Source organism: Demequina globuliformis (assembly GCF_000975155.1).
Lineage (GTDB): Bacteria > Actinomycetota > Actinomycetes > Actinomycetales > Demequinaceae > Demequina > Demequina globuliformis.
In genome coordinates, this window is the sequence record NZ_BBRG01000001.1 from 212,171 (window position 1) to 237,075 (window position 24,905).

The following is a 24,905-nucleotide window of genomic DNA, read 5'->3' on the forward strand; positions in this document are numbered from 1 at the left end:
ACCGCCGTCCGGCGTGCGCCGCGCACTCGCCGCGGCAGTCGGAAGATTTAGCGCCGGCCGATGGCGAGCTCACCCGTGGTGGGCAACTCACCGGTCTCAGGGTGGGCCTCCGAGGTGGTCGCCAGGCGTTCGCGACCGGCTTCGACTGCTCCGACGGTGAGATCCTTGGCGTGAGTTCCCAGATCTTTGGCCTGCGCATATCTCCCGCGAGCCCACTCCTTGGCTCGCTCAGACCCGGACACCTCGTCGGGTTCGGAGTTAATACCGCCGAGCAGGGTCCAGTCGGAGGCCTCACGGGGAATCTCGTCATACACGTGCTCCACCCCACGCCGCCGGTCAATCCCCAGTGCCACGCGCAACACGTGACGCAGGCGTCCCTCCGACAGGCCGGCAACGATGACGACGATGGCCGCCAGCACGAACAGCACGACAAGCGCGGATCCGAGCGAGTTCAACATCGGTGAGACCTCCGGAGAATAGGGACAAAAGGGACACGGCACGCTGGCCGGCACCCCCTTGGTAACAAGGAGGTGGCCCGCGCCGCAAGGTGACACTGCGACGACTCTCCAACCGATAGCCTCCACCCATGACGAACGCTGTGCGCACTCGCTGGGTATGGATCGCCATCGCCGTGGCCGTAGTGGCCGCGGGAGCGGTCATCGCGGTGCTCGCCTGGGGCGACGACCCGGTGGATTCCGAACCGTCCCCCTCCAGTGCGGCGGGCGTCGGCTGCAACGCCGACTCGGTCGAGTATATCCGTCTCGATACTCAGATCTCTGAGCCGGAAGGCCCGGTGTGCTTCGAGATCACTGAGCGCGCCACGGTCACCGTCGGGGCGGCCGCGCTGGTGCCGGAGCCGCTCATCTCTGTCGCTTTAGCAACTGCCAGCGGGGACATCATCGACTCGACGGACGCTACTGCGCAGGAGGATCCCGACGTAACGGCGGAGCTTGAGCCCGGCGTGTACGAGATCCTCGTGTCGCCCGTCGGCGAGTCGGGCGCCACCCCTCCCCCTTACCTACTGGTGACCGCTACGGATGCGGCGACTACGGCATCGGCCTCCCCCACGCCGTCGCCAACGGCAAGTCCGGACGCCAGCATCGATGCGGACCTTCCGGATGCGTCCGCGTGCGGTGCCACGGTGCCAATCGCCGCGGCTGACTCGCCCGCACAGGTCACCAGTGACGCGCCCTACGCGTGCATCGAAGCGACCGAGGACGGCTTCTGGAGAGTCGGTGTGACGTCAGACGCCGACTCCACGGCGGACCTGCGCATGGTCGTGTACGGCTCCGACGAGGACCACGGCGTGGTGGCGTCCGTCGACGACACCTTCGGCAGTGATCCCGACATCAGTCACGACCTTGCCGCGGGCACGTACATCGTGTCGGTGAGCGCCTGGGATGAGGCGCCCTTCGTCGGCGCCGAGGTCTACGCGGACAACACCGGGACCCTAGTGCGGACGGGCGAACCGTCCGCGGCTCAGGCACTGCTCGACCCCAGCGTGTGCGAGACCGCGCCTGCGATGGGCGTCGGTGACGCACTGACCGTCGAGGATCAGTACGCCTGCCTCACGGTGGACGAGGCGGAACGGCTGACAATTCAGGCGGCCACGCTTGGTACGCAGGACCTTGTGGTCGAGGTGCTGGGCTTTGGTGCCGAGGGCGAGCCCTTCCGTGCGGCATGGGCTGACGGCAATCCGGATGCCACGAGCCTGGGCGACACCGACCCGCTGCTCGATCAGGTCATCGAGGCGGGCACGTGGGTCATCGCGGTGACGGACTTCCTCGGCGAGCCCGGCGCCGACTACGACCTCCGGGTGGTGCCCACGGCCGCACGCTAGGTGACCGCTACGCCTCTTCGCTGAGCCGCTGCGAGATCACCGTCGTGACGCCGTCGCCACGCATCGTGACGCCGTACAAGGCGTCAGCAATCTCCATGGTGCGCTTTTGGTGCGTGATCACGATGAGCTGGCTGTCCTCCTGCAACTCGGTGAAAATCTCCAACAGGCGGCCAAGGTTCACGTCGTCGAGGGCGGCCTCGACCTCGTCCATCACGTAAAACGGGCTAGGCCTGGCCTTGAAGATGGACACCAGCATCGCCACGGCAGTCAACGACCGCTCGCCACCTGACAGGAGGGACAGCCTCTTGACCTTCTTGCCTGCCGGCCGCGCCTCGACCTCGATTCCGGTGGTGAGCATGTGGGCGGGGTCCGTCAAGACGAGCTTGCCTTCGCCACCGGGGAACAGGCGGGGGAAGATCCTGTCGAACTGACGGGCCGTGTCCTCGTAGGCCTCAACAAAGATGCGCTCGACGCGTTCATCGATTTCGCGCACGATCTCGAGGAGGTCTTCGCGTGACTTCTTGATGTCGGCAAGCTGGTCCTGCAGGAACGTGTGGCGCTCCTCCAGTGCCGCGAACTCCTCCAGTGCCAGCGGATTGACCTTGCCGAGTTGGCTCATGGCCCGCTCGGCCGAGCGCAGCCGCTTCTCTTGACGCTCGCGCACATAGGGCTCGGTGGGCGCGTTGCCATCCTCATCTGGCTCGCCGTCGAGCACCGGCACCGGGAGGTGGGGGCCGTACTCCTCGACGAGCTGTCCGGGATCCATGCTGAGGTCGTCAACGGCGCGCTGCTCGAGTTGCTCGAACCGTACCCGCAACTGTGCACGCATGACCTCGTCACGGTGCGCGTCGTCGGTCAGCCTGCGGTGCTCGTCCGCGAGCTGTTCGACCAGGGCCCTCACGTCACCCAACTGCCCCGAACGCTCGGATCGCGCGGCCTCAGCAGCGGCGCGCTCGTCGTCGGCCTGAGCCACCGAGTGATCGATTGCTGTGAGAGCATCGGCACATCCCGCGATCACCTCACGCGCCGCCACCGCCTGGCGCTCCCTGCGCTTGGCCGCTTCCTGGGCGCGCACTCTGGCGTCGCGCTCCGCGATCACGGCTCGCTCGAGCGACTCGGCCCGGGCGGCCGATGCGCGGGCTCGCTCCTCAGCGGTACGTAGCGCGAGTCGCGCTTCTGTCTCCTTGGCACGCGAGGCTCGGGCCGATGCTTCGTCGTCATCGCGTTGCTGTTGCGCCTCGCGGGTGTCGGCTTCAGTCTGCTCGGGCTCAGCCTGCGCAGCAGCAAGGCGCTCGGTCAGGTTCTTCAGTTCTTCGGCCTGGTCGGCCATGCGCTGTTGTGCGGCCTCGATTTGACCAACGAGGCGCTCGGAATCCGCCTTCGCGGCGCGGGCGGAGGCGCCGAGGTGGCCCAGTTGCTCGGCGACCGCCGCCATCTTGGCGTCCGACTCATTCAAGCGGGCGAGCGTGTGTTCCTGGTGGCTCCTGGCGTCAGCGGCAGCTTGCTCAGCGTCGTGAAGTTCCTGGGTGACGCGGTCGGCCTCCGTGGCCGCGGCGTCGCGCTTGGTCCGGGCCTCGTCGAGGGCGGCCTGCATCTGCAGCACGCTGGGAGCGTCGCCTGCTCCGCCCGAGGCGGACCTGGATCCCAGCACATCCCCACGCCGCGTGACGGCGGTGACCTCAGGCAGCGCAGCGACCAGTGAGCGCGCTGCGGCGAGGTCGTCAACGACGGCCACGCCAGCCACCAACGCCCGCACGGTCTCCGCAATTCCGCCAGCGCCCGACACCAGGTCGGAGGCCCAGTGCGCGCCGGCCGGCAGGCTCACTGCGGGCTGCGTCACGGTCGCGGAGGGGTCCGCCACCAAGAAACGCGCGCGGCCGGCGTCCTCGTCGCGGAGCCACCTGATCGCGTCCACGGCGTCCTCGACAGTGTCGACCGCGAGTGCGTCGGCAAGCGACCCCAGCGCCGCGGCGATCGCGTCCTCGGCGTCCGCCCCTACCTCGATGAGCGCGGCAACGGTGCCGCGCACCGACTTTGATCCTGAGGCCAACAGTTCGCCTGCGCCGTCCTTGCGCGCCAGGGACAACTCGAGAGCCTCTGCCTTCGCCGCCCACGTGTCCCGCTCGCGCATCACCGTGTGGAGCGCATCCTTGAGGTCATCGCGCCGCGCCTTCGCGTCATCCCACGCCTCGGTGGCGTGCTCGTGGAGCGCGTCGAGGTCCTCGTCGTCGCCTTCTACGGAGGCCACGGTGGTTTCGAGCGCCTTGAACTCCGTCGTGGCATCGTGGGCGCGCTTGTCGGCGTCGTCCCTGGCCTCGCGCAGGCGCCCGATCTCCTGCTCTGCGGCTTCCACGCGGCTGCGGCGTGCGGACACATCGCCGGCCAAGCGTGCGACTCCCTCACGGCGGTCCGCGACCGACCGCATCAGGTTTGCGAGGTGCTTCTCTGAACCCTCCGCAAGCTTCTCTGCCTCCTGGCGGTCTCGCTCGGCCTGTTCGAGCGCCGTAGCCGCCTGGGCGACCTCAGCGTCGAGCTCGTCCTTCGCCGCGCGTGCACGCTCAAGCTGTTCATCTAGGTCGACCAAATCCGTGGGCGGCGCGGCGTCCGTTGCGGTGCCAAGCATGCGCAGGCGCTCCTGCGCGAGCGACTCAAGGTTGCGCAGTCGCTCGCGGATCGCGCTGAGCCGGTAATAGATATCGTTTGCGGCTGTCAGCGCCGGCGTGGCCTCGGCGGCCGAGCGCTCAAGCGCGGCCAGACGGTCGCGGGCCTCGCCCAGGTCCTTCTCCACCAGCGCGCGGCGCTCCAAGAGTGCGGACTCGTCGGCCTTACCCGACTCCATCGTGGCCTGCATCTGGGCCAAGTCATCCGCTAGCAGGCGGGCGCGCGCGTCGCGCACATCAATCTGAATGTGTTGGGCGCGGCGGGCGACCTCCGCCTGCTTGCCCAGCGGGCCCAACTGGCGACGGATTTCCGCAGTCAGATCCTGCACGCGCGTGAGGTTGGCCTGCATGCCGTCGAGTTTGCGCAGCGCCTTGTCCTTGCGGCGGCGGTGCTTCAGGATGCCAGCTGCCTCCTCAATGAAGTGGCGGCGCTCCTCGGGAGTCGCGCGCAGCACGGCATCGAGTTGCCCCTGCCCCACAATCACGTGCATTTCGCGTCCCAGGCCCGAGTCGCTCAGGAGGTCCTGGATGTCCATCAGCCGGCAGTTCGAGCCATTGATCGCGTATTCCGAGCCGCCCGAACGGAAGAGGGTGCGCGAGATCGTGACCTCGGTGTACTCGATCGGCAGGGCGCCATCGGAATTGTCAATCGTCAGCGACACCTCAGCGCGGCCCAGCGGCGCGCGCCCTGAGGTACCGGCAAAGATGACGTCGTCCATCTTGCCGCCGCGCAGAGTCTTGGCTCCCTGCTCGCCCATCACCCACGCGAGCGCGTCCACCACGTTGGACTTGCCCGAACCGTTCGGCCCCACCACACACGTCACGCCCGGCTCGAACTCGAGGGTCGTCGCGGACGCGAAGGACTTGAAGCCCCGTAGCGTCAAGGTCTTGAGGTGCACGCGCTCAGCCTAGGGGGTGACGTGCCCAATGTGAGCGAGGCAACCCGCATCACCCCGGCATCGGCCCTGCTCACTGCACCTACGCACCCCGGCCATGACCGCTACCGAGAGTCAGCGGCGGAGACCGCCGCCTCTTCCGTGACCGTCTCCGGATTGAGCCCCAGCGCCTTGAGCTTGGTCTCAGTGAGGAGGGCTTGCCGCTTGGCTCCCCAGTAATCCATCACCGCGAAGAGCACACCCGACAGCACAAAGGTGAAGTGGAGGCCAATGCGCCACGCGACGGCCTCGTAGTCAAGGGGCTTGCTGCCTGCATCCACGAAGTCCTTGAGCAGGAGGATCACGGAGATGGCGACCAGCGAGCCGATGAGCTTCATCTTGAGCCCGGAGAAGTCGACGGTGCCCATCCACGATGGGCGGTCCTCCGAGTCCTCCGCGACCTTGATCTTGGACACGAAGTTCTCGTAGCCCGCGAAGATCACGATCAAGATCAGGTTTCCCAGCAGCGCGATGTCGATCAGGGTGAGGATCTCGACCGTGACCTCCTCCGCGCTCTTGGCGAAGGTGAAGCTCGACATCATCTTCCACAACGCCGCGAAGAACTTGAGAGTGACGAGCACGAGGCCCGCGAGGAGCCCCACGTACATGGGCGCAAGAAGCCACCGGCTGGCGAAGATACTGCGCTCAAGCCCGTCTTCGAAGCGGCTCACGACAGGCCTGGGAACCAGATGGAAATCTCGCGCGAGGCGGACTCGGTGGAGTCGGATCCATGGACCAGGTTCTGGAGCACCTTGGTGGGCCACTGGCGTCCCAGGTCACCGCGAATGGTGCCGGGCGCGGCGCTCGTGGGGTCCGTGGTGCCGGCGAGCGAGCGGAAGCCCTCGATCACGCGGTCCCCTTCGGCAACGATGGCCAGCGTGGGTCCGGACAGCATGAACTCCACGAGGGGCTCGTAGAAAGGCTTGCCCACGTGCTCCTCGTAGTGCTGCGCGAGGAGGTCGGAGGTGGCGGTGCGGAGTTCAACCGCAGCGAGGGTGTAGCCCTTGGCCTCGATACGGCGAAGAATCTCGCCGGACAGGCCTCGCTTCACACCGTCTGGCTTGACGAGGATGAGCGTGCGTTCGGTGGACGTGTGCGCTTCTTCGGGGGCAGTCATGGCGATGACAATACCGGGCGTGAGCAGCGGATCGGTGATCGGTGTCGCCGCGGTGGCGGCAGGCGTGTGGGCGCGCGGCGGCGCGTGGGACCATGGTGAACGTGATCACTCTTGACGACTTCGCGACTTTCCCCGACTTTCCCGTGCCTGGGGTCCTGTTCTATGACATTTCCCCCATCCTCGCTGACCCCGCGCGGTTCCGGGACGCATGCGAGCAGTTGACGCCAAGCGAGCCCGTGGACGTCGTGGTCGGCGTTGACGCGCGCGGATTCATCTTCGCGCCGGTCGTCGCTCAGTCGCTCGAGGTCGGCATGGCCATGGTGCGTAAGAAGGGCAAGATGCCCGGCGAACTGCTCGAGGCGGACGCCACGATCGAGTACGGCGCGTCCGAGCTGGTGTTGGACCCAGTTGGCGTGGAAGGCAAGCGCGTGCTCGTGATCGATGACGTCCTTGCGACCGGCGGCACGGCCGTCGCCGTCGCAGACATGCTTGCCCGCGCAGGTGCCACGAGCGTTCAGTTTGCGTTCCTCATGGAACTGCCGGCGCTCCAGGGCCGCGCCAAGTTGGCCGACTACCCCGTTCACGCAGTCGTCGAGGCTTAGGCGCGCCTCACGGCCTTGTACCCGGGCGCCCAACGCACGCCGATCAACACCAGCGGGATCAGCACGATCGTCACGCACAGCGTCTCGAACAGTACAAACCCAAGATCTGGCTCGGTCGGCACCGGGACCTGCTCACGCATCCACGCGGCATGAATGGCGAGCGCTGTTATCAGCACCGCACCGGCAATCACCATGATGAGGATCGCGACCCATACGCGCATTTGCTTGGTCTGCGGGTGCTCTTGGAGGTGCGCACCCCATACGCGCAAGGCATGCGCGACCAGGAAGAACGTCACGCATAGCCCCACAAACAACGTGAGGTACACGCTGAACGGCAGATTGCCGTTGGACTCGCCGCGCACCTGAGCCATCCGGACAAGCGCCGCACGTTCCAGGCCCCAAAACACCATCGCGATGCCGACGGTGCCGCCTGCGAAGGCGAGCGACATTCGCTTCAGGAGAGGCCGCGAGGAACTCACTGCGCATCTCCCCCAGCAGGCGTGGCCGCTGCTGCGGCTTCGTCTCGCTCAGCTCGCTCGCGGTCGATGCGCGTGCCCAGCCGCACCCCCATGATCCACACGATCAAAAAGACGACGCCGATGATGGTGATGGCTGTGTCGAGGAAGCCGCCAAGCAGCAGTGGCAGCTGCATGGCCCAGCCCAGCGGCCGGCCCCACGACTTTGCCTGCTGTCCCGAGGCCCATGCCATGAGCACCACCACCACCAGGCCGCCCCCAAGCAGCCATGGAAGAGGGATATCGATCATGCCCCCGCGCGCGAGGCCCCACAGCAGCAAGGTCGCAAACAAGGCGCAGAAGGCCTCGAGGAGCAGCGTGGCCTGGCAAAAGATCAGCAATGCGGAGCGTTGCTTCTTCGCAGGAGGCTGGGGGGCCGGGTTCTGGGCGTCCGTCATCGCGCTTGGCCCATTCCCTTCCGCTCGTCCGCCCGCATCAGGATGCGGACCTCGGAGATCAGCGTGACGGAGCCGACGGCAAGCACGCCGGCACCCATGTCGTGCACCCGCTCGGTGATCTGTACAGCCTGATCGAGCGCATCGGGGAGGTCGCGCGCGACACTCACACGGTCGGCGCCAAAGATCGGTACCGCGATCGCTTCCAGTTCATCGGCTGGGATGGCGCGCGGTGATGCCGATGCCGTGATGACGACGTGGTCAAGCGCAGGTTCGAGGCCGGCCAGGATGCCCTCTGCGTCCTTGTCCTTCAAAATGCCGACCACGCCGACCAGGGACTCGAACGTGAACGACTCTTCGAGCGCCCCCACAAGCGCGTCAACACCCGCAGGGTTGTGGGCCGCGTCGACCAAAATCATGGGCGAGGTCCGCACCGCCTCGAGGCGGCCGGGTGAGGTGACGGCGCCAAAGCCCGCCTCCACGGTCTCCCCCGCCAGGGCCGTCGGCTCACCGCCGTCGGCCAGCAGCGCCTCGACCGCGGCGAGCGCCAACAGGGCATTGCTTGCCTGGTAAGCGCCATACAACGGCACAAAGATGTCCGCGTAGGTGGCTGCGGTGGTGCGCAACGTGACCAACTGGCCGCCGACGCCGGGCTGACGGTCTACGACTTCGAGGTCCGTCCCTTCCCATCTGGCGCGTGCCTCGCGCTCCGCGACCGCGCCGTAGAGCACCTCGAGCACGGAGTCCGACTGCTCGGCAATGACCGTGGCCGCGCCGGGTTTGACGATTCCTGACTTCTCGTGAGCGATGTCGACGAGCGTGTCGCCTAGCCACTCGGCGTGGTCCATCGCGATGGGCGCGATCACCGACACGTCGCCGTCGGCCACGTTGGTCGCGTCCCACACTCCGCCCATGCCCACCTCAATCACGGCCACGTCCACGGGCGCGTCGGCGAATGCCGCATACGCGAGCACGACGAGCACCTCGAAGAAACTCAGGCGCGGTCCGCCGTTGTCAACGGACTTGGCGTCCACGAGGTGGATGATGGGCGCGACCTCGGTCCACAGCCGGATGAAGTCCTCTTGGGCGATGGGCTCGCCGTCAATCTGGATACGTTCCCGCACCGAGCTCAAGTGTGGCGACGTGAACAGGCCAGTGCGCAGCCCGTGCTCGCGCACCAGAGACTCCGCCATGCGGGCGGTCGAGGTCTTGCCGTTGGTGCCGGTGAGGTGGATCACCTTATACGCGTGCTGGGGGTCGCCCAGCAACGCGCACACGTCGCGGACGCGGTCGAGGGTCGGTTCAAAGTTGTGCTCGGGGTTGCGGGAGATGATGTGCTGGTAGATCTCGCGCTCGGCCTCGTCCGGGGACAGGCCGCCAAGCATGAGGTCGGAAGACTCAGGCATACCCACCAGTGTCCCATGCTGGACCTAGACTCGCGCCATGCCCACCACGTACATCGATCTGTCTCAGCGGGTCGCCCACGGCACCGTCACGACGCCCGGCCAGCCCGCCGCAACGATCGATCATTGGCGCACTCACGCGGACACCGCTGCGCTCTACGCGGACGGCACGTCGTTTGCGTTTTCGCACCTGAACATCATTGGCGGAACGGGCACCTACATGGACGCACCTGCGCATCGCTTTGACGGCGGCGCGGACATCACGTCCTATGACCTCGACCGGCTCGTCGATGTGCCCGGGCTCGTGATCGATCTGCCGCACGGGTCACTTGGGGCTAACGCAGTCGCGGGGCTGGACCTCGCCGGCGTAGCCGTCCTGGTGCGCACCGGAGCGTCAGCGCGCTTCGGCTCACCCGAGTACGTCGTGAATGCGCCCATTATTGGGGCCGATGCCGGCGCCGCGTTGGCAGCGGCCGGACCGGCGTGGGTGGGGATCGACGGGCCCAACGTCGACGGCACCCGCACCGGTGAGCGACCCGTGCACACGGCGCTCCTCGAGGCGGGCATCCCGATCGTGGAGCACCTGGGATCGTTGGACGCGCTGCCGGCGCGTGGCTTCACCGTGACGGCGATCCCTCTGAACTTCGCGGGGCTGGCGACCTCACCCGTGCGGCCCGTGGCGTCGGTGCGGACAACAGGTACCGCGCCGGTCGACTCGTGACGATGACCACCACACTCGAGAGTCGCGGGTCACTGCGCGCCGCGGCACACTGTCAGCCATGGACAACAATGGCACCACCCGCGACGCAGCCACTGGCGGCGGCAACGTCAACGCGGTCGAACGGGTGGGCGCCACCGTCAGGCGCAGCGCCGGGCCCTGGACTCCCACGGTCCACCGTTTGCTGGATCACCTGCACAACCGTGGTGTCACCTTTGTGCCCCGCGCGCTCGGCATGGACGCCGACGACCGCGAGATTCTGTCCTGGATGGAAGGCGAAACTGCCGGCTGGCCCATCCCTGCGTGGGTGTGGGAGGCAGGTACACGCCATCGTGCCGGCCGCATGCTGCGCGACCTGCACGACGCAAGCACAGATTTTCCGCTCGAGGGCGCGCATTGGCGCATGCCGGCTCACCACCCCATCGAGGTGATCTGTCTTAACGACGTCGCGCCCTACAACATGGTTCACGACGGTGACCGGCTCGTGGGCATCATCGACGTCGACATGGCTTCTCCTGGTCCCCGCGTGTGGGACCTCGCGTACTTGGCCTACCGGCTGTGTGGATGGTGCGAGGACTCCCCTGCACCCGGCGACCGCTCGCCGCACGTCCTGCTGGACGATCTCCTCGATGCCTACGGCCGTGATGCCGCACCCCCGGCGACGGACGTGTTGGCGACCATGCGCGAGCGGCTTCTCGAGCTCGCCGACTGGACCCACGAACACGCCCGTGCGACGGGAGCGGCGGAACTCGACGCACACGCGCAGATGTACCGGCGGGACGCCTCCCGCCTCACTCCTCGCTAGCCGTCAGGCCCCGCTCACCGTCACGCTCAGACCACCGTCACGCTCCGACCGGGCCCCAAGACCCCCTACGCAGGCACCACTTCTGCGGACGTCTCACCGGCATCGGCCCTCTTAGGCGGCACCGTCCGCACCTGCGCGGCGTGCTCGCGCGCCACGACCTGACGGGCCGCCGCGACCAAGGTGATGGAGCCCGCAACGAGCACTCCGGCATCGGGCCCGTGCGCGACCGCCAGTCCCGAGGCGATCTCGAGTGCCTGCGCGACCGTGGGGGCGACCAGCACCCGCTCGTCGCCCCATACGTCACGCGCGCTCCGTGCGAGCTCGTCGACCGGAGTGGCGCGAGGAGACGTGGTCTGCGTCACGACCACGCGGTCCACGACCTGCGACAACCCGCGCAGAATGCCCTCGCCGTCCTTGTCCGCAAGTACGGCCACCACACCCACGACGGCGCTAAAGCCAAAGCTCTCCGCGAGCGAGCCGGCCAGCGCCTGCACGCCATGCGGGTTGTGCGCGGCATCGACCACGATTGTCGGCGCTGCCGAGATGACCTCGAGGCGGCCAGGAGACGTCGCACCGGCGAACCCGCGCGCCACGGCCTCCGGCTCCAAGACCTCGCCCGGCGCACGACCCCAGAAGCGTTCCAAGAACGCCTCAACAGCGGCCAACGCGACGAGCGCGTTTTGCGACTGGAAGTCTCCGTGCAGCGGCACCAGCACCTCGTTTTGCGCCCCGCCCATGGTGCGCAGCTCGACGTACTGCCCAGCGGCATCGGCCCGGCGAGACAGCACCTCGTGGTGCGCACCCTCCCACCGGATGTGGGCGTCTGCCAGGGCTGACGCGCCACGGATGATGTCTGCGGCCACATGCGGCTGCTCAGCGCTGACGACGGTGGCGCCAGGTTTGATGATGCCGGACTTTTCCGACGCCACGCCCGGCAGACCGCCCACAAAGTAGTCGGAGTGATCCTCGGCCATGGGCGTGAGGACAGCCACCTCGCCGTCACCCAGGTTGGTGGCGTCGCGCGCGCCACCGATGCCCACCTCGATCACCGCGACGTCGACACCCGCCTGCGCGTACGCCGCAAAGCCGAGCACCGTGAGCACCTCGAAGAAGCTCATGCGCGACCCTCCCGCGTGCACCGAGGATGCGTCCACGGCGGCAATCACCGGCGAGACGCGCTCCCACAGCGGCACCAGCACATCGGCCGGCAGAGGCTGGCCATCCAGCTGAATGCGCTCTCGGAACGTCGTCAGGTGCGGCGACGTGAACAGGCCAGTGCGCAGCCCGTGGGCGCGCAGCAGCGACTCGATCATGCGCGACGTCGACGTCTTACCGTTGGTTCCGGTGACGTGAACAATTCGCAAGGTTCGCTGGGGATTACCCAGGCGATCGAGGGCATCGGCAACGCGACGCATTTTGGCGTCGTGGTCCGTGTCTGGCTGTCGGGAAAAGATGTCGGAGTCAATCGCGCGCTCCGCCGCGGCAGGGTCGATCCCTGCGCCAAAGGCGTGGTTCACAGCAGATATTCTGCGGCACGAATCGCGCCCTCGATGACAGTTCTGGGAGTTATTTTTCGGCCGTCGGTTTTTGGGGTTTTTACCAGGGCCGATGCCGGGGCTAGGGAGAGCTCAGGAAGCCGCGAATCAGCCCGGAAGCCTCCGCACGCAGGTCGGTGCCCATCGGGTGATCGGCCCACCACCAGTAGTGCTCGACGTCCGCGCCCATCGAGCGGCCCACGGCGTGAGGCATGGCAGCCAGATAGTGCTTCGCGTTCACCTCAGGCGCGGTCTCCTGATCGGCATCCCCCCACAGGATCAGCGCTGGGGTCGCGGCGGCGCTCAGGGAGTCGCCACTCACGAGCTGCCCCAGGCTCGGTGCGAGCATAACAACCCGATGGATGCGCTCGTCCGCGACGTCGTCGCCCGCGTGTGCGAGGAGCCCGGCCAGGACCGGAGCGGGGTACTTCTGCGCGAGCCGGTCGATGAGGTCCGGCATCTCCGGCAAAGGCGGCATAGGAGACTCCTTTGCCATGATCGCGCCAAGGACGCGGGGGTCGATGCGCCCTCCTGCGAGGGCCGCGCAGGTATAGCCGCCGAGCGAAAACCCCGCTGCGTACACCGCCTCCGCGTCGACGGCGAGGGAGTCGAGAGCCCAATCGAGCCCCCGCGAGACGTCACGGGGCCGCTCCCACATGAACGCGAAGCCCTCGGGCAAGTACTCATGCGTGGACGTGTTGCCGTGGTGGTCAGGGCCAATGACGATGTGCCCTGCGGCGACAAGGGCCTCCGCGAGCCAGCCAAGGTCGGAGGCACGACCGCCGGTGCCGTGCGAGAGCAGTGTCAAGGGATGAGGCCCTGCGCCCTCCGGTTCCCACACGGTGAGGGCAATGGGCCGGGGCTGGGACGCGTCGGCCCACGAGCGCCGGGTCTCGTCGGTCAAGGCAACGGTGCGCATGGGCCTAGCCAACCACAGGGGCGCTGGAGGGCGTAGGTTGAGGCCCCGGCGCGGTGGCACCGGGGCCTCAACGGGCCGTCGTAGACGTCACACGCCTAGTCGCGGCGCAGGAGTGCTGGCGATAGGCGTGACGTGCTTAGTTGGCGACGGTGAGGGCGACCTCCACTGCCGCGGCGTCGCCCGCCTGGACCGTGACGCGAGGCTCGCCCGTGGCGGGATCGTGCGCGAGGGTCTCCGAGGCAATCAACGCGGCCCAGGCCTGGACCGCGTGCACGCGCTCGGCGGGGACGGTCAGCGACAGCACAATGCGGTCGGACACGTTGAGGTCCTGGGCCTTGCGGGTGTCCTGGACGGTTCGGATGAGGTCGCGGGCGTAGCCCTCGGCCTCCAGTTCGGGGGTCAACGCGGTCGCCAAGAGCACAAAGCCGCCGGTCGGGAGAACGGAGGCTGCGTCCTCGGATGCGTCGTCCGTACCGATCACGGTCGCGAGGTCATACTCACCATCCACCAGCGCAATACCGCCGGAGACGACGGAGCCGCCGTCGACGGACCAGTCGCCCGTCTTGGAGCCCTTGATCGCCGCCTGCACGTCCTTGCCGATGCGAGGCCCGGCCGCACGCGCGTTGACGCTGAGGCGCTGCTCGACCGGGTGATCCGCCGTGAACTCCTCGACCGAGACCAGGTCGACAGCCTTGACGTTGAGTTCGGAGGCAATGAGGTCCGCGTAAGGCTCCAAGGATGCGGGCTCTGCCACGGCGACCTTGAGCGACGCGAGCGGCTGGCGCACGCGAATGTGCTCACTCTTGCGCAGCGCGTGGGCGGACGAGACCACCTCGCGCACCTTGTCCATGACGCCCCCAAGCGAGTCATCGCGCCAGGCGCCGGGCACCTCGGGGTAGTCCGTCAGGTGCACCGAGCGCTCGCCCGTCAACCCGCGGTAGACCTCTTCCGCCAGGAGCGGCAGCAAGGGCGCGGCCAGGCGGGACACCGTGGTCAAGACGGTGTAGAGCGTGTCGAATGCCTGTGCATCCTCCGACCAGAAGCGGTCGCGCTGGGTGCGCACGTACCAGTTCGTCAGCAGGTCCATGAAGCCCTGCAGGGTCGCGGACGCGCCGGGGACGTCGTACGCCACCAATTGTTCGGTCATGGCGTCCACAAGCTCCGCCGTCTTGGCGAGCACGTACCGGTCCATCACGGGCAGGTCAGCCACCGCAGACTCGGCGACCGGGCTCGCCTGGTAGCCATCGCCGCCATTCGCGGCCCCCGCGTACAACGTGAAGAAGTAGTACGAGCTCCACAGCGGCAGCATCACTTCGCGCACGCCCTCGCGGATGCCCTCCTCGGTGACGACGAGGTTGCCTCCGCGCAGAATGGGCGAGGACATGAGGAACCAGCGCATGGCGTCAGAGCCGTCGCGGTCGAATACCTCGTTGACGTCCGGGTAGTTGCGCAAGGACTTGGACATCTTGCGCCCATCAGATCCCAGCACAATGCCGTGGGAGATCGCCGTCGAGAACGCGGGCCGGTCAAACAGCGCCGTCGCGAGGACGTGCATCACGTAGAACCAGCCGCGGGTTTGGCCGATGTACTCGACGATGAAGTCCGCAGGGTTATGGGTGTCGAACCATTCCTCGTTCTCGAACGGGTAGTGCACCTGCGCGAACGGCATGGAGCCGCTGTCGAACCACACGTCGAACACGTCGGGGATGCGGCGCATCGTCGACTTTCCTGTGGGGTCGTCGGGGTTGGGGCGCGTGAGGTCGTCGATGAACGGGCGGTGAAGGTCGGGCTCGCCGTCCTCGTTCACCGGCAAGCGCCCAAAGTCGCGCTCCAGGTCGGCAAACGAGCCGTAGACATCCACTCGGGGGTACTCGGGATTGTCGGAGACCCACACGGGGATGGGCGTGCCGAAGTAGCGGTTACGGCTGATCGACCAGTCGCGCGCGCCCTCGAGCCACTTACCGAACTGGCCCTCCTTGATGTGGTCGGGCACCCACGTGATGTCGCCGTTGAGCTCGACCATCCGGTCGCGGAAGTCGGTGACCTTGATGAACCACGAGGAGATCGCGCGGTAGATCAAGGGGTTGCGGCACCGCCAGCAGTGGGGGTAGCTGTGGTCATAGGTCTCGTGGCGCAGCACCACGCCGCGCTCCTTGAGGTCCTTGATGATGTGCGGGTTCGCGTCAAACACCTGCTGGCCCGCATAGTCAGCGACCTGACTGGTGAACTGGCCCTTGGAGTCCACGGGCACCACGGTTTCGATGCCGGCCTCACCACAGACGGCGGCGTCATCCTCACCGAACCCAGGCGCCATGTGGACAATTCCCGTACCGTCCTCGACGGACACAAAGTCAGCGACGAGCACCTGGTGCGCGTTGGCGAGGTCGGTGAAGTAGCCGAATGGGGGCTCATAGGTGAGGCCACCCAGGTGTGCACCCGCGACGGTGGCCAGCACCGTGGCGTCCTCGCCTAGCTCGCGGGAGTAGGCGGCCAGACGCGCAGCCCCAAGAATCAGCTTGCGGCCGGCAAACGCGGACTCAGCGCCGGGCGCGACCACGACGTAGTCGATCTCAGGGCCGACGGCGACCGCGAGGTTGCTAGGCAACGTCCACGGCGTGGTCGTCCAGATCAGCACCTCTGCCCCGGTCAGTGCGTCCCGCACTGAAGCCTCGAGAGCCGACTCCGCCACGGCATCGGCCATGAGCGGCATGGCCACGGTGAGCGCCGGGTCCTGACGGTTGGCGTAGACGTCGTCGTCCATGCGCAGCTCGTGGTTGGACAGGGGCGTCTCATCACGCCAGCAGTAGGGCAACACTCGGTGACCTTCGTAAGCCAGGCCCTTGTCGTACAGCGTCTTGAACGCCCAGATCACCGACTCCATAAACGTGGGGTCGAGCGTCTTGTAGTCGTTGTCGAAGTCCACCCAGCGCGCCTGTCGCGTGACGTACTCCTGCCACTCATCGGTGTAGCGCAGCACGGAGTCCTTGCAGGCCTTGTTGAACTGGGCGATGCCCATTTCTTCGATCTGCGCCTTGTCCGTGATGCCAAGGATCCGCTCGGCCTCGAGTTCCGCTGGCAGGCCGTGTGTGTCCCAGCCAAAGCGGCGCTCCACCTTTTTGCCGCGCATGGTCTCAAAGCGCGGCACCACGTCCTTCGCGTAGCCCGTCAGCAGGTGACCGTAGTGCGGCAGTCCGTTCGCGAATGGCGGTCCGTCGTAGAACACGAACTCCTCCGCGTCGCCGCGGTGATCAATCGACGCCTGGAACGTGCCGTCTGCCTTCCAGTACTCGAGCACCTCACGCTCGATCGCAGGGAAGCGCGGCGAGGCGGGGACAGAGGAATCGGGCCGATGCTGGGGGTAGGCACTCATAGCGGCGTCAGTGGTCCTTACGGGAGTTGTCTCTCACAGTTCCGTACGAGGACGCCGTTGCCGTGCTGCTGCACGCCCGCGACGCGGTACCACCTCGCTTGCCACGCTCCCCTGCCGTTGCAGGCGGATCGCGACCGCTCATGCCCTCGCTGCCACGAGGACGGACGCTGTGACGGGCTGCCCGTGCGGTTCTACTGAGTCCCGCGCATGGCGCGAAGCCGTTCTTCCGCAAGCTCTCCGGTGATGGCCGGGTCGTCGCTGATGGCACTAGTGTATCCGCTCGCATGATCTCGCCGGCAAGCGGCCCCAGGCAGCGACGCGAGGCCGCTGTCAGACGCTCATGGGGGCGGCACGCAGGCACGCGATGTGCATCGCGCCACAGCGCATGATTTCCTGGAACATCGCGGCCGTGCGCACCGTTGTCGGAGCAGGTGTCCCCGGTCGCGTCCTTGCGCCTGCGATGCCGCCCCCACACACGCCCCCCACCTGAAGGAGTTTCTGCATTGAGCACCATGCCGCGCACGCGTGAGCTCGATATGCAGGCGTACCTGGGGGAAGAGCGAGCTACAGACTCCTCGTTTGAGGAAGAGTCCTTCACCGACGAGCCCTACCCGGACAGCCAGCCTTACCTTGCTGCCGACGCGACTCGCACCATGGAGATTGTCGAGCGCATCGAGGCTGAGGAGCACCTCGCGGCTGAGGACGGCCTCGCGAGCGCCGACGACGATGCCAGCGAAGGCACGGCGCCCGCCGCGGGAGCCGCGGGGCCAGCCTGGGCGCCAACGGTGAGCGCGGACACCGAAGACCCCGGCGACAGTGCCGAGAGCGCCGTCGAGTCCACCCGCGAACTGCCCGCGATTCACGACGCGGACCCGCTGAGCGATGAACACACGGCTCACCACGATCCGCTCGAGGCGGAACCGACCACGCTGTCTCTCCCGGTCGTCGGTGGCTCCGCCGCCGTGGTCCTGGACGAGCCGGAACCTGGCTACCGCTCCGAGGCGTCGCTGCTGGTGTCTGCCAAGCGCGCAAAGCTGGGCTTGTTCGCTCTCGCGACGGCCGCTTTTGCGACGGGCGTGAATGAAGCGTCAGTGGTCGCGCTCAGCGCTGACATCGCCGCGGGGCTGGGCATCCCGGTCGCCACGATCGGCATCCTGGCGACTGCGTTCGCTCTCACGGTGGTGCTCACGGCCATTCCCCTCACCCTGGTCACCAAGCGATGGAGCCGGCGCGTCTCGCTGACCATCGCCATGGCGGTGTGGAGCGTGGGCCTGGTGATCGCCGCGTCTTCCACGTCGCTTGGCCAACTCGCGGCCGGCCGCGTGACCTCGGGGCTGGCACACGCGCTCTTTTGGGCGATCGTGGCTCCTACAGCCGCAAGCCTCTTTGCCCCGCACCTGCGCCCCAAGACCGTCACCGGGATCATGCTCGGGTCTGCGGCCGCCGGCGTGCTCGGCACGCCCCTGGTGACGCTGGCAGGTTCGCATCTGGGTTGGCAGGCGCCCTACATCGCGCTCGCAGCGCTGGGAATCATCCTGGCGGTGGCACTCGCATTCGTGTTGCCGTCATCCGCCACGACGTCGGGCACCTCCCACACTGTGGGTGACTTGCCCTCGCGCAGCGCGTTCTTCCGAGTCCTCACGGTCGCGTTCCTAGTCGCCATGGGAATGTCGACCACTTGGACCTACATTGTCCCGTTCTTCACCGAGGTCTCGGGCCTGTCAGCGGACATGCTGCCGCTGCTCTTCGCTCTCGGCGGCCTGCTCGCGGTCGCCGCCACCATGCTCGTTGGCAAGTTCCTGATCCGCCACGCCGTCCGCACGGTAGCCGTGGGCGCCGCAATGGTCGCGGGCGCGTGGTGCATGTTGGCGCTGGGTCAGGCCTGGTCCGCCATCGCCTTCCAGGCCATGCAGGCGGCCGGCTGGGCCGTCCTCGTGGCCGCCCTCCTTAATTGGGCGATGCGTCACACACCGTGGCGCACAGAAATGGGTGGCGGGATGTACACCACAACCGCCAACGCCGGCGCAGCGGCGGGTCCACTGGTAGGCGCCGGGGTGGTCAGCGTGTGGGACACCACCGTGCTCCCCTACGTCTCCCTCGCCATGTACGTGGTCGCGCTTGCCGTCACCGTCACGGTGTCCAAGCGCACGCGCAAGAAGCTCAACGTGCCTCGCAGCGTGCGGGCGGCACAGACCTCGATGGTGCAGATGCAGGCGCGGCGCTCCGCGTGGGCACGCCGCCAACGCGACCTCGCCCGCGAGCGCAGGGCCGCCGGCCGCCCACGCCGCCGGGCCGCACCGAACGCTAAGAGTGAGCGCATGGCCAATCGCAGCGAACGCCCAGAGTTCACCTCCGCCACACCTATGCGCTAGGGATTTCCCGCCGCTTCCACTCGCGGCCGACGTGCTCCGGCGTGACACTGGACGGGAAAGGAGAACACCATGCTCCACAACAGCCCCGCATTCAGTAGTTTCTCGACCGACTCGGCCGCCACGGCAGCGAAGTTTTACGGCGAGGTCTTAGGCCTCGACGTCACAGCGATGGACGGCGAAGGCATGGGCGCGATGGTGCGCGTGCGGTTCACCCACGGCGCGACCGCGTTGATCTACGAGAAGGAAGACCACGCTCCGGCCACCCACACCGTGCTGATGTTCCCGGTCGACGACGCCACCGCAACAGCGCGGTGGCTGACCGAGCGTGGCGTCGCACTTGAGCGCCTCGAATGGTGCGATGACGACGGCGTGGCGCGCGATCCGTCAGGCCTCACACCGAACACGGCGTGGTTCAAGGACCCCGCCGGCAACTGGCTCAGCATCCTGGAGTCCGATGACGAGGGCTAAACGCCATGTGATTGCCTTCATGGGCGTGGGCGCCGCCACCCTCAGTGCCTGCGCGGGGACGCCCTCCGAGGCGCCGGCCGCCACCACCGGCGGCTCACCGGTGCCCGCAGTCTCCGCAGGAGGTGCCACAGCCGCGCCTTCGATAGCGCCACCGTCTGTGAGCACCCCCATCACCGAGCTTGACGTCGCGGGAGTGACCGACGCTGCCACGGGGCTGCCCGCCCCGTGGGACGCGGAGGTGGCGCCCGACGGCACCGTATGGGTGTCGCTGAGGGACACAGGCGAGATCGCCCGTGTCGAAGCCGGGGAAGTCACCACGCTCGCGGGTCCGGGCGCGGATGCCCTGGCTGCCACCGTGGAGGCCGCGGGCGAGGCGGGGCTCCTTGGGCTCGCCCTCCTGCCCTCCGATCCCCGCGTTCTCTACGCCTATGTGACCCGTGCGGACGGCAACGCTGTGGTGAGAATGGCGCTGGAAGACGACGCCCTCGGCGCACCTGTAGACGTGCTGACCGGCATCCCGAAGGCTGCGAACCATGACGGCGGACGTATCGCCTTTGGGCCCGACGGCTACCTTTATGTGGCGACGGGAGACGCCGGCCAACCCGAACTCGCGCAGGATCCTTCCTCGCTCGCGGGGAAAGTTCTGCGGCTCCAGGCGGACGGCACGGACGCAGACGGGGCGCCGGCGCCGGACAACCCGTGGGGGACGCTGGTGTGGTCCATGGGGCATCGCAATGTTCAGGGACTCGCATGGCTTCCTGACGGGACCATGGTCGCCTCCGAGTTTGGGCAGTCTGACGCCGACGAGCTCAACGTCATCGTTCCTGGCGCAAACTACGGGTGGCCCCACGTCGAGGGGCTCGTCGGCGCTCCGGAGGGAACCGAGTTGGGCGCCACAGTCTCGGGATTCACGTATCCGGTCGCGCAGTGGAGTCCCACGTCGACGGCGTCGCCCAGCGGCATCGCCGCCAGCGCCGCAGGCGTGTTCGTGGCCGCGCTGCGTGGCGAGGCAGTGTTCTGGGTCCCACTCGACGGTTCCGCTGCGAGCGGCTTCGCGGAGCCACAGACTCTCCTGGACGGCGTGGGCCGGGTGCGGGACGTGTCTCATAGCGCTCGCGGGGAACTGCTGGTGCTCACGAACAACACCGACGGTCGCGGCGATCCGAACGACGGCGACGACCGCCTGCTCCGTGTGGAGTTGACGCAGTAGGCCACCGATAGGTCCCGTAGGACGCGGAAGCCCCCTGAGGCAGCGGCGTCAGCCGCCTGCCGCGTCGTCTCCCCTGCACACGCGCTTTTCCGGAAGTGCAGCCACCATGAGCGCGTGGGGAGCGGTGCCATCGCGCTTGTTGAGCGCGGTGTACTTTGCGTAGACGGCGCGCAAGTCCTCGGACAGTTCCGCGCGCTCCTCAGCGGTAAGCCAGACGGAGTCGTGGCGCATCGAGTAGCGCTCGTCCTTCCACTTGTCCCCTGTGGCTGCGACCGTGTGCGCAGCGGTCGTGACGATCAGGTCGGAGAAGGTCTGCACAGCCGCGAGGAACTCGGACACCGAGCCCGAGGTGAACTCCTCTGGCGTCAAGAGCGCCTGGTCAGGCAATGCCCGGTAGGTGCGCTCCATCGCACCGCCCTTGCGCTCCTCCTTCACGATCTCGATCGCGCCGCCCTGTTCCAGCTGCTTGAGAGCGCGATAGAGAGAGGCCTGCGGGACGTCAGGAAGAATGTTTTGCAGATCACGCGCGGTGAGGTCCTCAGCGCCCAATGCGATCACCACCTGCATGCGGACGGGGTGGAGGAGGAGTCGTGCGCGGTCGCTGGCCATTGGGCCATGCTACCCGCGAAGGACCAGGTAGGTCGTGGACACGCGACAATGGCGCCAAGCCCGACAAACGGGACGAGACGGCTGAATCGTTTCGACCCGAAACCTAGTCGCGACGCACAGTCTTGGTGGCGCCGCCTTGCTCGCGCGGGCGCACGACCAGCAGGTCGATGTTCACGTGGTGAGGGCGGGTGAGGGCGTACTCGATGGTGTCGGCGACGTCATCTGCCATGAGTGGCTCAATGCCCGCATAGACCTGATCGGCACGCTCACCGTCACCAGCGAAGCGATTGAGCGAGAACTCCTCGGTGTGCACCATGCCTGGCGCGATCTCGATCACCCGCACACCCGTACCGGTGAGTTCCAGGCGCAGCGTGCGTGTCATGGCCGCCTCGGCGTGCTTGGCCGCAACATAGCCCCCGCCATACTCATAAGGCTCGTGGCCCGCGGTCGAGGTCACGTTGACGACGTCGCCGCGACCCGAGTCGCACAGCGCGGGCAGGAGCGCCTGCGTGACGCGGACAGTTCCGACCACGTTGAGTGCGTACTGCTGGGTCCAGGCCTCGAGGGGCGCGTCAGCGATGAGCTCCCAGCCCACGGCCCCTCCAGCGTTATTGACGAGCGCATGCACTGGCTGCTCCACGGAGTGAGCAAGCTCATCGACGTCCGCGTCGCTCGTGATGTCCGCGACCACCACGTCACAGCCGGTCTGAGCAGCGAGCGCCTCGAGGCGCTCGGCGCGACGCGCCACTGCTGTCACCCGCCACCCGGCGGCGATCAGCCGCTTCACGGTTGCGGCACCGATCCCAGACGAGGCTCCTGTCACCACGGCATGCAATTGAGGTGTCGTCATGGTCCGAGCCTAGTGTCCCCACGTCACTCTTCAGGAGCGTGCGCACACACTGACCGGGGCATCGGCCCACTGCCACATTTGCGGCGGCGCTCTACTGTGTGCGCGGCCGACGCCGTCCCAGGCCCGGAAGGAACTTTCCGGTGCGTGCTGCGTACGCGTCGTATCCCTCATACGCGCGTACCAGGTAGCGCTCTTCGACTCGCGTCTTGACCTCAAAGAACACGACGAGCGCAAACACGCTCGCCCAACACAGCACGCGCCCTGCGCTCACGGCCACCCCGGCGCACATGAGGATGAGCGCCGTGTACATGGGGTGGCGGACCCATCGGTAGAGTCCCCGCGCCACCAGACCCACGCCGTTGGGGACCGGTGACGGCGTCAATGACCCGCCCAGGGAGCGACCCGTCCACACCACACCCACGGCGCCAGCAACGATCATCGCGAGCGCGAGCCCCAGCGATGACCACAGTTGCGGGCCTACAGGCGCCACCGCCGTCACCGCGACCGCGAGGAATGCAAGCCCCTGCACAGCGACCATCACCCAGCGGCCCTCGTTGATCACTCGTGCGAGGCGACTCATGAGACCTCCTCGCGGGCTTCCCGCTTGGCCGCCGCGACAGCCTCAGGAGATGTTTCCGGCTGGTTGTCGTCAATCCATGCGTCGATGCGCTCCCACCACGAGTACAGCCACTCCAGGCGGGCGTCGCGGTCGGCGGGGATGTCACCGGGTTCCGTCGCCCACCCGCGCAACACGATCTCCTTGTCGACGGGCAGCTCGCGCCACACATCACGCACGGTGCTGAGCCGCTCGAGGCCGGTATGCGCGACCATCACCACCGTTGCCTCAGGACAGGCCTCCATCGCCGCGAGCACTCCCCCGGCGTGCGGCGGCATCACATGCGGCATGGCCTCGGCACGCGCCGCGAGCTCGTCATGGCCCGCCTGTCTCAGCTGCGCAATGCGCTTGGCTCGGCGCTTGGGGGTGGCGTTGGCCCCCTCGGGAAAGATCAGCAGCGCGTCGTCACCCTTGAGTCCAGCGGCGAGGGAAGCGATCGACGACGTGCCGCTCGGTGCGCCCTTCTTGCGGCGACCGTAGGGTGCCACAAACCGCGTCGGGACCCTGTTGAGCAGAACATCGACGGCGGGGTCCCATTGCAATGTGTCCTTGAGAACGATCGCGGGCTCGCGCCGCAAGCGATTGATGAGGGCCTCCACGATGATGAAGGAGTCGCCCGGACCAGCGTGGCGTGACACCACGATGACGGGACGTCCTGGCGCCAGCGCATCCAGATCCGCGTCCTGGAAGGTGATGGTCAGGCGCAGGATCCGGCGCGCCGCTCGGAACAACGACTTGAGCATCACTCCGGCAAGTCTGTAGTGCTTGCGCTGGAATCGATCGCTGCGCACCTTCCAGCCAAATCCCGAGCCCACCCATAGGAAGAACATCCACACCAGCGCCAGTGCATCCCACATCAAGTAGAGGCCGGCCATGAACAGCACGCGCAAGATCCGTACGCGGCCAGGGAGCGCCCACGCCACCGCTCCCGCAACGATGAGCGCCAGCCACACCGCCGTAGGCGTCCACAGCAGCGCGAGCAACACGATCCCGGGCGCAATGACGCAGCGGCGTACCCACACCGGGGGCAGCCTCCACGACATGCGCCGGCGCGCGCGCGATGCCTCGCTCATGCGCCCACGCCCGCCTCGCTGAGGTACGCCGCACTCGCCTCATACGCGGCGGTGATCCTGTCCTTTGTCAGCTCCAGATTCTTGAAGGCTCCGAGTTTGCGGTCGCCCGGTTGAGGCCCTCCGTAGGGCAATACGTGGACCGTGACGCCGGCGGGCACCTCGGCCAGTTCGCGGACAAACCGGTGCCTGCGGGAAATCTCGAAGGTCACTTTGGCGACGTCCGCTGGGTTAGCTGGGACCGTCAGCGGCTCGTCGATCCGGCCCACCTGCAATACATAGACCATGTCCGCGCCACGCCGAATCGCCTCAGCCAACGGAATCGAATTCACCACGCCGCCATCGACATAGTGCTCTCCGTTGATGAGAGTAGGCGGCAGCGCGGCGGGAACGGAGGCGCTCGCGATCACCGCGTCAATGAGCGGTCCCGAGTCGAACCAGGTTTCCGCATTGCGCTCGATGGACGCCGCGCACACGGCGAAAGGGATCGTGAGTTCCTCGAACGTGCGCACGTCATCCAGCACCGCCTCGATGAGTTTCTTGAGCGGCACTGACGAGTTCAGGTGCGTGCGCGAGCGGGCCAGGCGGCTCAACTGCTTGGTGAACGGCTCTCCGTAAATCGTGGAGGCCGTCGGCGAACTCCACGCCGCCTCCAGCGACTTCACGACGTCCAATGACGGCTTGTGCGCCACGGCCGCACCGTTGATGGCGCCGATTGACGTGCCCACCACCACATCAGGCGTAATGCCGGCCTCGAACAGCGCACGCAGCATGCCCACCTCGACGGCGCCTCGCACCCCGCCGCCTCCCAGAACAAAACCGACTGTCATGCCACTGATACTGTCACGAGACGTGATGCCCGCGCAGGCGCCGCCAAAGACCGCTCCGCGCGAGCC

The 24,905-nt window shown here is 67.4% G+C and carries 22 protein-coding genes; 7 read left to right on the top strand and 15 right to left on the bottom strand.

Features of this window, described 5'->3' with window-relative positions; genetic code table 11:
* Positions 1-47: 47 nt before the first annotated feature.
* Positions 48-458, bottom strand: a complete 411-nt coding sequence (locus AOP75_RS01000; protein ID WP_062076529.1) for a hypothetical protein — start codon at positions 456-458, stop codon at positions 48-50.
* A 128-nt stretch (positions 459-586) separates the two neighbouring features.
* On the opposite strand from AOP75_RS01000, the gene AOP75_RS01005 reads away from it, so the two are divergent.
* Positions 587-1,840 (top strand): hypothetical protein, encoded by a 1,254-nt coding sequence (locus AOP75_RS01005; RefSeq protein WP_062076530.1) that lies wholly within the window; start codon positions 587-589, stop codon positions 1,838-1,840.
* Positions 1,841-1,847: 7 nt separating this feature from the next.
* Here the strand turns inward: AOP75_RS01005 and smc are convergent, their stop codons facing one another.
* The 3 genes from smc to ndk all read right to left on the bottom strand — a co-directional run bounded on the left by smc (position 1,848) and on the right by ndk (position 6,552).
* The gene (gene smc / locus AOP75_RS01010) at positions 1,848-5,399 is read right to left on the bottom strand and encodes a chromosome segregation protein SMC (protein ID WP_174435787.1); all 3,552 of its coding nucleotides are present in this window, start codon (positions 5,397-5,399) and stop codon (positions 1,848-1,850) included.
* A 101-nt stretch (positions 5,400-5,500) separates the two neighbouring features.
* Positions 5,501-6,106 carry a TIGR00645 family protein gene (locus tag AOP75_RS01015; protein WP_083966595.1) on the bottom strand — a complete coding sequence of 202 codons (606 nt, stop codon included), beginning with the start codon at positions 6,104-6,106 and terminating at the stop codon, positions 5,501-5,503.
* The gene (ndk, locus tag AOP75_RS01020; RefSeq protein WP_062076531.1) at positions 6,103-6,552 is read right to left on the bottom strand and encodes a nucleoside-diphosphate kinase; all 450 of its coding nucleotides are present in this window, start codon (positions 6,550-6,552) and stop codon (positions 6,103-6,105) included. Before ndk ends, AOP75_RS01015 begins: the two co-directional genes overlap by 4 nt.
* A 101-nt stretch (positions 6,553-6,653) precedes the next feature.
* Here ndk and AOP75_RS01025 point away from each other — a divergent pair, with 101 nt between their 5' ends.
* Positions 6,654-7,154, top strand: coding sequence for an adenine phosphoribosyltransferase (locus AOP75_RS01025; protein ID WP_201774135.1), 501 nt, complete (start codon positions 6,654-6,656; stop codon positions 7,152-7,154).
* Here the strand turns inward: AOP75_RS01025 and AOP75_RS01030 are convergent.
* The 3 genes from AOP75_RS01030 to AOP75_RS01040 are packed head-to-tail and all read right to left on the bottom strand — an operon-like array spanning position 7,151 to position 9,470.
* Complete coding sequence (locus AOP75_RS01030; RefSeq protein ID WP_062076533.1) at positions 7,151-7,603, bottom strand: hypothetical protein; 453 nt, start codon at positions 7,601-7,603, stop codon at positions 7,151-7,153. The two genes, AOP75_RS01025 and AOP75_RS01030, sit on opposite strands and share 4 nt — an antisense overlap.
* 26 nt (positions 7,604-7,629) lie before the next feature.
* Entirely contained in the window at positions 7,630-8,067 is a 438-nt protein-coding gene (locus AOP75_RS01035) for a DUF4233 domain-containing protein (RefSeq protein WP_062076534.1), read from the bottom strand.
* Positions 8,064-9,470, bottom strand: coding sequence for a bifunctional folylpolyglutamate synthase/dihydrofolate synthase (locus AOP75_RS01040; protein ID WP_062076535.1), 1,407 nt, complete (start codon positions 9,468-9,470; stop codon positions 8,064-8,066). The genes AOP75_RS01035 and AOP75_RS01040 overlap by 4 nt, the downstream gene beginning before the upstream one ends.
* Positions 9,471-9,507: 37 nt before the next feature.
* Between AOP75_RS01040 and AOP75_RS01045 the strand changes: the two genes are divergently transcribed.
* On the top strand, positions 9,508-10,188 hold the full coding sequence (locus AOP75_RS01045; protein ID WP_062076536.1) for a cyclase family protein: 681 nt from the start codon (positions 9,508-9,510) through the stop codon (positions 10,186-10,188).
* A 58-nt stretch (positions 10,189-10,246) separates the two neighbouring features.
* Positions 10,247-10,990: an aminoglycoside phosphotransferase family protein gene (locus tag AOP75_RS01050; RefSeq protein ID WP_062076537.1), complete on the top strand. Its 744-nt coding sequence runs from the start codon at positions 10,247-10,249 to the stop codon at positions 10,988-10,990.
* A gap of 65 nt (positions 10,991-11,055) precedes the next feature.
* Here AOP75_RS01050 and AOP75_RS01055 read toward each other — a convergent pair whose 3' ends face one another.
* The 3 genes from AOP75_RS01055 to ileS form a co-directional block, all read right to left on the bottom strand.
* Entirely contained in the window at positions 11,056-12,507 is a 1,452-nt protein-coding gene (locus tag AOP75_RS01055; RefSeq protein ID WP_152649899.1) for a bifunctional folylpolyglutamate synthase/dihydrofolate synthase, read from the bottom strand.
* Positions 12,508-12,607: 100 nt separating this feature from the next.
* Positions 12,608-13,444 (bottom strand): alpha/beta hydrolase family protein, encoded by an 837-nt coding sequence (locus AOP75_RS01060; RefSeq protein WP_062076538.1) that lies wholly within the window; start codon positions 13,442-13,444, stop codon positions 12,608-12,610.
* A 136-nt stretch (positions 13,445-13,580) separates the two neighbouring features.
* Positions 13,581-16,814, bottom strand: a complete 3,234-nt coding sequence (ileS, locus tag AOP75_RS01065; protein WP_062076539.1) for an isoleucine--tRNA ligase — start codon at positions 16,812-16,814, stop codon at positions 13,581-13,583.
* A 512-nt stretch (positions 16,815-17,326) separates the two neighbouring features.
* Between ileS and AOP75_RS01070 the strand changes: the two genes are divergently transcribed.
* The 3 genes from AOP75_RS01070 (at position 17,327) to AOP75_RS01080 (ending at position 20,864) form a co-directional block, all read left to right on the top strand.
* Entirely contained in the window at positions 17,327-19,186 is a 1,860-nt protein-coding gene (locus AOP75_RS01070) for an MFS transporter (RefSeq protein WP_062076540.1), read from the top strand.
* A 69-nt stretch (positions 19,187-19,255) separates the two neighbouring features.
* Entirely contained in the window at positions 19,256-19,654 is a 399-nt protein-coding gene (locus AOP75_RS01075; protein ID WP_062076541.1) for a VOC family protein, read from the top strand.
* 157 nt (positions 19,655-19,811) lie between these two features.
* Entirely contained in the window at positions 19,812-20,864 is a 1,053-nt protein-coding gene (locus AOP75_RS01080; RefSeq protein WP_236683051.1) for a PQQ-dependent sugar dehydrogenase, read from the top strand.
* 48 nt (positions 20,865-20,912) lie between these two features.
* On the opposite strand, the gene AOP75_RS01085 is transcribed toward AOP75_RS01080, so the two are convergent.
* The 5 genes from AOP75_RS01085 to AOP75_RS01105 all read right to left on the bottom strand — a co-directional run bounded on the left by AOP75_RS01085 (position 20,913) and on the right by AOP75_RS01105 (position 24,839).
* A complete protein-coding gene (locus AOP75_RS01085) occupies positions 20,913-21,473 on the bottom strand; it encodes a helix-turn-helix domain-containing protein (RefSeq protein ID WP_062076543.1) in 561 nt (186 codons plus the stop codon).
* 103 nt (positions 21,474-21,576) lie between these two features.
* Positions 21,577-22,323 (bottom strand): SDR family oxidoreductase, encoded by a 747-nt coding sequence (locus tag AOP75_RS01090; RefSeq protein WP_062076544.1) that lies wholly within the window; start codon positions 22,321-22,323, stop codon positions 21,577-21,579.
* Between the two features lie 91 nt (positions 22,324-22,414).
* Positions 22,415-22,903, bottom strand: coding sequence for a methyltransferase family protein (locus AOP75_RS01095; RefSeq protein ID WP_062076545.1), 489 nt, complete (start codon positions 22,901-22,903; stop codon positions 22,415-22,417).
* On the bottom strand, positions 22,900-24,012 hold the full coding sequence (locus AOP75_RS01100) for a 1-acyl-sn-glycerol-3-phosphate acyltransferase (protein WP_236683052.1): 1,113 nt from the start codon (positions 24,010-24,012) through the stop codon (positions 22,900-22,902). The genes AOP75_RS01095 and AOP75_RS01100 overlap by 4 nt, the downstream gene beginning before the upstream one ends.
* Positions 24,009-24,839, bottom strand: coding sequence for a patatin-like phospholipase family protein (locus AOP75_RS01105; RefSeq protein WP_062078264.1), 831 nt, complete (start codon positions 24,837-24,839; stop codon positions 24,009-24,011). Before AOP75_RS01105 ends, AOP75_RS01100 begins: the two co-directional genes overlap by 4 nt.
* Between the last annotated feature and the right edge of the window lie 66 nt (positions 24,840-24,905).